The 8,719-nt window shown below is 70.8% G+C and carries 6 protein-coding genes; 3 read left to right on the top strand and 3 right to left on the bottom strand.

Features of this window, described 5'->3' with window-relative positions; genetic code table 11:
- A partial coding sequence (locus VFE05_10800) for a hypothetical protein (GenBank protein ID HET6230546.1) occupies positions 1-228 on the top strand: 228 nt, incomplete at its 5' end.
- A gap of 211 nt (positions 229-439) precedes the next feature.
- On the opposite strand, the gene VFE05_10795 is transcribed toward VFE05_10800, so the two are convergent.
- From VFE05_10795 to VFE05_10785, 3 genes are all read right to left on the bottom strand, one after another.
- The gene (locus tag VFE05_10795) at positions 440-1,978 is read right to left on the bottom strand and encodes a YifB family Mg chelatase-like AAA ATPase (GenBank protein ID HET6230545.1); all 1,539 of its coding nucleotides are present in this window, start codon (positions 1,976-1,978) and stop codon (positions 440-442) included.
- A 238-nt stretch (positions 1,979-2,216) separates the two neighbouring features.
- Positions 2,217-2,714 carry a hypothetical protein gene (locus tag VFE05_10790; protein HET6230544.1) on the bottom strand — a complete coding sequence of 166 codons (498 nt, stop codon included), beginning with the start codon at positions 2,712-2,714 and terminating at the stop codon, positions 2,217-2,219.
- 419 nt (positions 2,715-3,133) lie between these two features.
- On the bottom strand, positions 3,134-7,270 hold the full coding sequence (locus VFE05_10785; protein HET6230543.1) for an ATP-binding protein: 4,137 nt from the start codon (positions 7,268-7,270) through the stop codon (positions 3,134-3,136).
- Between VFE05_10785 and VFE05_10780 the strand changes: the two genes are divergently transcribed.
- Complete coding sequence (locus VFE05_10780; protein ID HET6230542.1) at positions 7,269-8,024, top strand: creatininase family protein; 756 nt, start codon at positions 7,269-7,271, stop codon at positions 8,022-8,024. The two genes, VFE05_10785 and VFE05_10780, sit on opposite strands and share 2 nt — an antisense overlap.
- A 128-nt stretch (positions 8,025-8,152) precedes the next feature.
- On the top strand, positions 8,153-8,719 hold a 567-nt coding region (locus VFE05_10775), incomplete at its 3' end, for a hypothetical protein (GenBank protein ID HET6230541.1).

The raw sequence follows: 8,719 nt of genomic DNA, 5'->3' as shown, positions 1-8,719 counted from the left end.
GGCGACATCAAGATGATGGCGATGGTCGGCGCCTTCCTCGGCCCGGTGGGCGTTCTGCTGACGCTCTTCCTAGGCGCGTTCTTCGGCAGCGTCATCTTCGGCCCCATCAGCATCAAGACGGGCAAGCTGGTGCCGTTCGGCATCTTCCTCGCTCTCGGCGCCGCCATCACCGAGCCCTGGGGCAACGCCATCGTCCAATGGTACGTCACCCACTTCCTCGGCGGCTGACCAAACGGCGAACTGCGCATCCTTCGGCTACCGACGATACTGCTCATCGGAGATGACCAGATGCGCATCCTTATTCTTCTAGCCGATGCGAGTGTGTCTGACTGACGTCTGAACAGCCTTCGGGAGATGTGGGAAAGAACGAAATCCGCAGCCGTGCATTCTATGCGCGGCTGCGGATTCGCGTTCCGGAGATGCGGGACCGCTCAGCCCGTCAGGCCACGAGGACGCGGTCGAGGGAACGGTACTGGACGGCTTCGGAGACGTGGGAGGTCTCGATCTCCGCGGCGCAGGCGAGGTCCGCGATGGTGCGGGCGATCTTGAGGACGCGGTGGTACGCCCGGGCGGAGAGGCCCAGGCGCGAGATGGCCGTGCGCAGGAGCGCGTCGCCACCCTCGCCCACGCGGCAGAACTCGCGCAGGTCGCGGGCGCCCATGTGCGCGTTGGCGTGGATGTCCGTGCGCGACGCGAACCGCTCGCGCTGGATCTCGCGTGCGCGCGTCACCCGCTCGCGGATCGCGGCCGAGGGCTCGCCCAGGCGCCGGTCCGCCAGGTCGCGGTAGCGCACCGCCGGCACCTCGACGTGCAGGTCCAACCGGTCCAGCAGCGGCCCGGACACGCGCGAGAGGTAGCGCTGCACGGCCGGCGGCGCGCACGAGCACTTGCGCTGGCTGTCGCCGTGATAGCCGCAGGGGCACGGATTCATCGCTGCGATGAGCATGAACCTCGACGGGTACGTCAGCGAGATGGCCGCGCGGGAGAGCGTGATCCGCGCATCTTCCAGCGGCTGGCGGAGCTGTTCCAGCACGTTGCGGCGGAACTCCGGAAGCTCGTCGAGGAAGAGCACGCCGTTGTGCGCCAGCGACGCCTCGCCCGGCCGCGGATTCGACCCGCCACCGATGAGCCCCGCGTCGGAGATGGTGGTGTGCGGGTTCCGGAACGGCCGCGTGCTGATGAGCGACCGCCCGCCGTTCAGCAGCCCGGCCACGGAGTGGATCTTCGTGGTCTCCAGCGCCTCCTCGAACGTGAGCGGCGGGAGGATGCCGGGGATGCGCTGCGCCAGCATCGTCTTGCCGGAGCCGGGCGGGCCGACCATCAGGATGTTGTGGCTGCCCGCGGCGGCGACCTCCAGCGCGCGCTTCACGTGCTCCTGGCCCTTCACGTCGGCGAAGTCCGCATCGTGCTCGCACGACGTGCGGAACAGCGCGTCGCGGTCCACGTGCGCGACGGGCAGGTCGGCCGAGCCTTCCATGAACTTCACCACCTGCTCGAAGTTCGTCGCCCCGCGCACCTCCAGCCCGTCCACCACCGCCGCCTCCGCCACGTTCTCCTGTGGGAGCACGATTCCGGTCAGCTTCGCATCCCGCGCCGCGATGGCGATGGGCAGCGCCCCGCGCACCGGCCGCAATCCGCCGTCCAGACCCAGCTCCCCCACCAGCGCGAACCTGTCCAGCCGCTCGATGCTGTCCATCTGCCCCGTGCTCGCTAGAATGCCGAGCGCGACGGGCAGGTCGAACGCGCTCCCCGATTTGGGGCGATCCGCGGGCGCTAGGTTCACTGTAATGCGTTTCGGGGGAACGAGATAGCCGCTGTTCTGCACGGCGGAGATGACGCGCTCCTTGCCTTCTTTCACCGCACCCTGCGGTAGGCCCACGGTGGCGAAGGCGGGAAGGCCGCTCGCTACGTCGGCCTCCACGGTCACGAGGTACGCGTCGATCCCGAGGACTGCGGCGGAAAGAGCCCGAGCGAGCACGGTTGGACGGGGATTGGAGGAGTGGATAGCCCGCGAGAGGCGCGCAACATAGTGTCCACTCCGTTCACCTGTCAAACCGGACGTCCCGAAGTGCGCTGCGGGCGCGACGCGAGAGCACCTGCCGAAGAGGAAGACTGCTACGGAACGAGCTGCGAAATCGTACTTCGACAGTACTTCTAAACAGCAGCCGTGCTGGTGACCGCGTACTTACCACATACTCATTTGTGAGCGTACAGGGTCACAGCGAGAGACCAATACCTCCAAAGCCATCAGCGTGTTGAAACAATCCACCAATAAAACTGAAGCCAGGAACGCTAATAGCAGAAGGCGAAACACTGATCCCCGCTTCAGCTACTGTAAGCGAAATCTCACACAAGGTGATGGGGAACTGTAACGCTGAAGGAAGCGTCGAAACCGACATTCCTCTCGCGCGGCACCGCTTCGCGAGGGAAGCGGCGGAGAGCGCCTCTGAGAACTCTATACTTAGTGAATCGCCGCCCGCAAATTTCACAACTAGTTTCCGGCCGAGTGGAGAAGCGAATAGATCCATCAGCTCCCCTCGTACTAGCCAATCATTGTTGACGAGCACTGCGCGCGGCTCACCAGAACTAGCCGGCATCTCAAAATTCAGTAACAGCTGGCCCTCGCGATCCCGATTGAACCACACGACGGGCTTCCCGCCGATTTCAAGCGGAGTTTTGACCTGAAAGAGGGTTCCCCCTACTGCTGTAACCATGTCACGCCTGAGCCACCTAAATCTCTCACGAAGTCGCGGGTCCCGAGATCGTTTCATTGCGCGTAGTTGATCAACAGTCCATGCTCCTCCGTCTGCCTGGTCATGGCAGCGAGCGCAAAGCGCAATCATCCCCGCCGGGTCGTTGTGATCTCGCACTCTGCGTGGTGGGTCAAAGTGGTGATACTCCAAAAAAGGGCATCCGCAACCGTCAACGGGACATCCAAAGCCGACTTCAGCCCTAAGCTGGTGGCGAATTCGCGGCGGGATATGAGACATAGAACCAGTTGAAAGTTTGGGTAAGAATCACGCTCGGGAAGCCCAAGCGTCTTCCACTACAGAGCGAGGACGTAGACGTTCCACACCCCATAGCAGATCCGCAGAGAACTTCTGCTCGGTCAGTCGTCGGGGTTGGGGATAAGTTATAGACCGGTTTTCGGTCTATCGTTTTCGTCCGTGAGTTGCATGGCGGCCCAGGCGTTTTCCGACCGCAGCCGCACGTGGACGGTGGTGCCGGCGCCGGGCTCAGAATCGACCGTCACCTCCCCGCCCCAGGATTCCACGAGGCGGCGGACGATGGCGAGGCCCAGGCCGGTGCCGCTGGTGCGGGTGGAGAACTGCGGCTCGAACACGCGTGGCAGCAGGTCCGCGGGGATGCCTTCTCCGGTGTCCGCCACGTCGAGCTGCACCCACGCGCCGCCGCCAACCGGCCGCGCGGAGATGGCGACCTCGCCGCCTTCGGGGAGGGCGGCGCGGGCGTTCTCCAGCACGTTCACCAGCACCTCCTTCAGCTCGCCCACGCGTGCGAAGGCGCGCGGGGTGCTCGGCTCCACCTCCACGCGGTAGGCGATGCCGTCCTGCCCGCCGCGGTACAGCGCCAGCGTCTCGTTCGCGACGGGCCCCACGTCCACCGGCTCCGGCGGCTGGGCGGAGTCCGACGGGGTGCCGAACCGGGCGAACGCGCGCGCGATCTCGCCCAGGCGGTCGATCTCGCGAAGCACCGCGTCGACGTTGCGGTCCAGGATGGCGCCGAAGTCGTCGCGCCGGTCAGCGTGCGCGCGGCGGATGTGCTGCACGGCCAGCTTGATGGGTGTGAGCGGGTTCTTGATCTCGTGCGCGACCTGGCGGGCCATCTCGCCCCACGCCAGCACGCGCGCGGACCGGATCTCCGCCGTCACGTCCTCCAGCACCAGCACGGCGCCGCGGTCGCTCACCGGCACGGGCAGGCGGCGCAGGCGCATGCGCACCACGCGGTCGTCCACCTCGCGCTCGTCCGCCCACTCGCGCGCGCCCGATGCGAGGAAGGCCGAGACGGCCTCCGCGACCACGGCGGGCATCGGCAGGTCGCGGGGGATGCGCTGCCCGGCCTCCAGCTCCACGCCCATGATCTGGCAGGCGCGGCGGTTGATGAGGGCGATGCGGCCCGCGGAGTCCAGCGCCAGCACGCCCGTGCCCGCCTCGGAGACGATCGCCTCCGTCCGCTCCGTCTCGCGCTCCAGGTCGCCGCGGGCCTGCCGCAGCCCGCGTACCATGCGGTTGAACGAGCGGAAGAGCCCGCCGAACTCGTCGCGCCTCCTTGCCGGGAGGCGCACGGACAGGTCGCCCGCGCCCACGGCCGCCGCCGCGCGGCTCAGCCCCTCGATGGGCCGCGAGAACGCGCGTCCCACCAGCAGCGCGAGGACGACCGACAGCGCGGCGCCGGCCAGGCTGGCGAGGAGGACCACCGAGGCCAGCTCGTGCTGGCGCCGAGAAATCTCTGCCGAGGCGAGGGGGACGGGCGCGGCCAGCACATCGCTGGCGCCCAGGCGGCGGTAGGAGACCAGGTAGCGGTGGCCCGCGAGCTTGCGCTCCTCCTCTTCCGCCGTTCCCTCCGCGACGCTGAAGTCCAGCTGCACGCGTGCGGGCAGCCAGGTGTGGTAGAGGCCCAGGTCGATCACCTCCGGCGACGTGCCCTCCACGAGCACGCCCCGGTGATAGAGGAGCAGGTCGGAGCCGACGAGCGGGCCCAGCTGCTCCAACGGCGCGGACTGCATCTCCCCCGCCGCCTGGCCCAGCGCCCGCTGCGCGAGAGCGGACGCGGTGCGCACGACCTCCCGCGACAGCGCCTGGTACGTGGTGGCGCCGAACGCCGCCATGGGGAGAAGGAAGAAGGCGAAGAGGGCCAGCGTGAGCCGCCCCCGGAAGCTCCACAGCCATCCCCAACCGCCGGGGTCCACGCCGAACGGCTCGCCGCACAGCGTCCGCGCGAGCGACCAGAGCAGCGCCATCACCACAACGATGCCGAACTCGCCCAGCAGCCCGTGCACCAGCAGCATCGTGCGCGACGGCGTCTGCACCAGCAGGTGGGCGTGCATGGGGCCGGACGGGAACTCCACCACCGCCTCGCTGCGCCACCCGTCGCGCGTGGCGATCCAGCGCATGCCGCCCTCCGGCAGCGCGCGCGGCCCCGGCGGTGCGGTGACCAGGCTCAGGCTGGTGATCCCGCCCTCCGGGTCCGAATCTCCTCCGGGATCGAGGAACCGGGCGAGCGCGGTGGAGCGGCCCAGGCTGCGGCGCGGCGGGACGGCCACGGAGATCGTCCGGCCCCCCGGGAGGGGGACGACGAGCAGGTAGTGCAGCTCGTCCAGCTCGGTGTAACGCTGCACGATGGGCTCCTCGGCCGCGCGGGCCGACGCGAGCATCCCCGGCACCAGCTCCGGCGGGATCTGCGAGTCGCTGAGGCGCAGCTCGGCGCTGGGCGTCCGCCCGTCCCATAGCGTAATGCGTGCTTCGTAGCCCTCCTTCGCCAGCCCGCCCTCCACCCACGCCTGGTAGAGCAGGCTCACGCCCTCGCGCCCCTCGGCCGAGTAGAACAGCGCCTTCTCGGCGAACTGGCGGAGGAGGAAGTCCAGGAACGGGTCGGCGCGGGTGCCGAGGCGGGAAAGCTCCTGCTCCGCCTGGTCCAGCCGCGCCTCCAGGTGCAGCACCCAGAGGTGGGAGAGCGACATCGACCCGGCGATCCACCCCGCGGCGATCCACGGCAGCAGCGCGCCGCGGCCCACCTGCGAGCGCGGCAGCACGGCGGCGACCACGCCGAAGGGGATGGCCCACAGCGCCGCCGTCCAGAACGGCAGGTCGCGCCCGGGCCGCCACCAGAAGACGAGTGCGATGCCGAGCAGGGCGGCCAGGACGAGGCCGAACGCGACCAGCTCCACTCGCTCGCGCCGCGGCACCTCTCGGGGCGAGCGGCTGAGCAGGGCGAGCAGGGGGAGGGATGCGAGGAGCGTCATCGCCAGCACGAGGCCGACGCCGCCGGCGGCGTGCTCGGCCAGCACGCCTTCCGCCACGGAGGCGCGGACGATCCACGCGGCCCCGGCCAGCGCCGCCGCCGCCGCCGCGGTGCGGACGAGCAGGGGGATGCGCGCCATCAGCCGGCCCGGGCGCGAGCGGGAGAGCACCCACACCGCCACGCCGCAGAGGACGATGAAGAGCTGGCCGAGATTGACGTCGCCCGGGAGGGGAAGGACGAAGCGCAGGGGGGAGAAGACGCCCTCCGCCCCCGCCATCGACCCGAGCGGCAGGGCGAGCAGCGCAGCCGTCCCGGCGATCACGGGCACGCCGGGCGTGCGGCGCGTCCGGAACCAGGCGCCGCAGACGAGGAGCGCGGCGGCCAGCCACGCGATCCCCACGGCCCAGCGCCCGCGCTCGGCCACGCGGTCGCGCCAGCGCTCCTGCGTGAGCGTGGCGAAGACGACGCTCAGGATGGGCTTGCCCAGCGACCAGTCCCAGACGGAGGCGCCCTGCGCCCGGTCCGGCGTGGTGAAGCGCGGCGTCAGCCCGTGCGTCTGCGTGAAGCGGTCCGCGAAAGGCCTGCCGCCCTCCCCGACGGCGACGTGCGCCTCCAGCAGCACCGCGGCCACGGCCGTCCGCCCCCCGGCGAACCGCCGCGTGAAGTACACGTATCCGAAGAGCGGGCCGGACGAGAAGGAGTATTCCGCCTGGCCGGTCCTCACCGCCTCGGGCACGTTGCCGCGGTGCTCGCCGGACCATGCCAGCGGCGACCCGTCGGGCCCGTACACGGCCAGGGCGGAGACGCCGGCGTCGGCCCGCATCTCCGCCAGCCGGGTGAAGAGCGCCGGGGGCGCGGGCGCGCCGGGGCGGGCGCGGGTGGCCTGGGCGGCGCTCGCCGCGCCGGAGACGGCGGCCTCGGCGCGCTGGAGCAGGTCGTCCAGCCCCTCGCGCAGGTCGCCCGCCGCCTTCTCCTCGGCCGAGGCGCGCACGTGCTCCCAGTCGGCCGCCACCTGGTACAGGCGGAACTGCACGCCCGCGCCTATACTCAGGGCCGCCAGGAACGCCACGGACGCCGCCATGCGCCACGCCCGCCCCGCCTCTCGCGCCAGCAGGGCCCACGCGAGCGCGAGCACGGCGGAGGCGGCGAGCCACCCCGGCGTGAGCGCCGACGTCCACCACGCGAGCGCCACGACGGCCGCCCATCCCGCGGCCCAGCCGGCCACGGCGCGCGGGCCGGCGGGCGCATGGCCCGGCGCTTGCTGCCCCCCGCCCTCCACAGAATCGTTCATGAACTCCGGAAGCTCCCGTCCGCTGCGCTCCTACGCCCTCACCGACCTGCCTTGGACCGCCGTCGCCGCCCACCTGGAGCGCGACCGGCGGCTGATACTGGCCGTGGGCGCGTGCGACCAGCACGGGCCGCACCTGCCCCTCGGCGCCGGCACCTGCGTGGCCGAGTCGCTGGCGACGGACCTGTCGCAGGAGTTCGGCGTGCTGCGGGCGCCGCCGTTCACGTACGGCGTGAACCTGCCCAGCGAGAGCGACTACGCCGGGACCGCCACCCTCAAGGCCAAGACGCTGCACCGCGCGCTCAACGAGCTGCTGGCCTCGTGGGCGGCGCACGGCTTCGACGAGTTCATCGCCATCACCGCCCAGCTGCACGAGCCGCACGCCGAGGCCATCGCCACCGTCTCGGCCGCGCACGCGCGGGTGCGGGTGGTGGAGGCGCTGTCGGTGGACCTGTCGCGCTTCGTGGAGGGCGATCCGGGGCCGCAGCACGGCGGCGAGATCCTGACCTCGCTGCTGCTGCACCTCCGCCCCGGCGCGGTGAACATGGCCGAGGCCAAGGACTACACGATGGACCCCGAGAAGATGCGAAAGTTCGTGCGCGGTCGCCTGCACACCCTGCCCGAAGGCTGCCCCGGCTCCATCGGCCAGCCCACGAAGGCCAGCGCCGAGCGGGGCCGCGAGATGTACGAACATATCCTGCAGAAGATACGTCACAAGGTGTTCATCGCCCCCCGCGACCCAGGGAACGTGGCGTGAAGCCTGCCCCACCGCGGGAAACACCCGTCCGCCGCGGGGGTACGCCTCCCATAGCCGGACGCGCGGGAAGGCACGCCGCGCCGGCTCACCGCGAGAGCGCCCGGCGCTCCCCCACGAAAGCAGGCTCCATGATTCGGACCATCCGGCGCGCCCTGCGCGCCTCTCTCTTCGCGGCTTCGTTCGCGCTCCCCGCCGGCCTGGCCGCGCAGGGCGGCAACGACGCAGGCACCTTCCGCATCTGGGTGGGCGGGCAGCCGGTGGGCACCGAGGAGTTCAGCATCCGCTCCACCGGCAGCGGCTCCGGCGGCCAGGTGGTCGCCAGCGGCCGCGTGAACCTGCGCCTGCCCACGGGCACGCTGGAGCTGGCGCCGCGGCTGCGCGCCACCGGCATCCAGAGCGACCCCGTGGCCTACGAGGTGGAGATCGGCGGCGACTCGCCGCGCCGCATCGTGGGCACCGTGGGCAACGGGCGGTTCAGCGAGAAGACCGTCACCGCGTCGGGCGAGCAGCTGCACGAGTACGTGGCGAGCGCGGGCGCCGTGGTGCTCGACGAGGGCGTGGCGCACCACTACTACTTCATCGCGCAACGGGGGCCGGGGCGCATCCCCGTGCTGATCCCGCGCGAGAACCGGCAGGCGCTGGCGACCGTCACCAACCGGGGCGAGGAGTCGGTGGAGATCAACGGCAAGCGCGTG

The organism is Longimicrobiaceae bacterium (assembly GCA_035696245.1).
GTDB lineage: Bacteria > Gemmatimonadota > Gemmatimonadetes > Longimicrobiales > Longimicrobiaceae > DASRQW01.
This window is presented reverse-complemented; position numbering and strand designations above follow the sequence as displayed.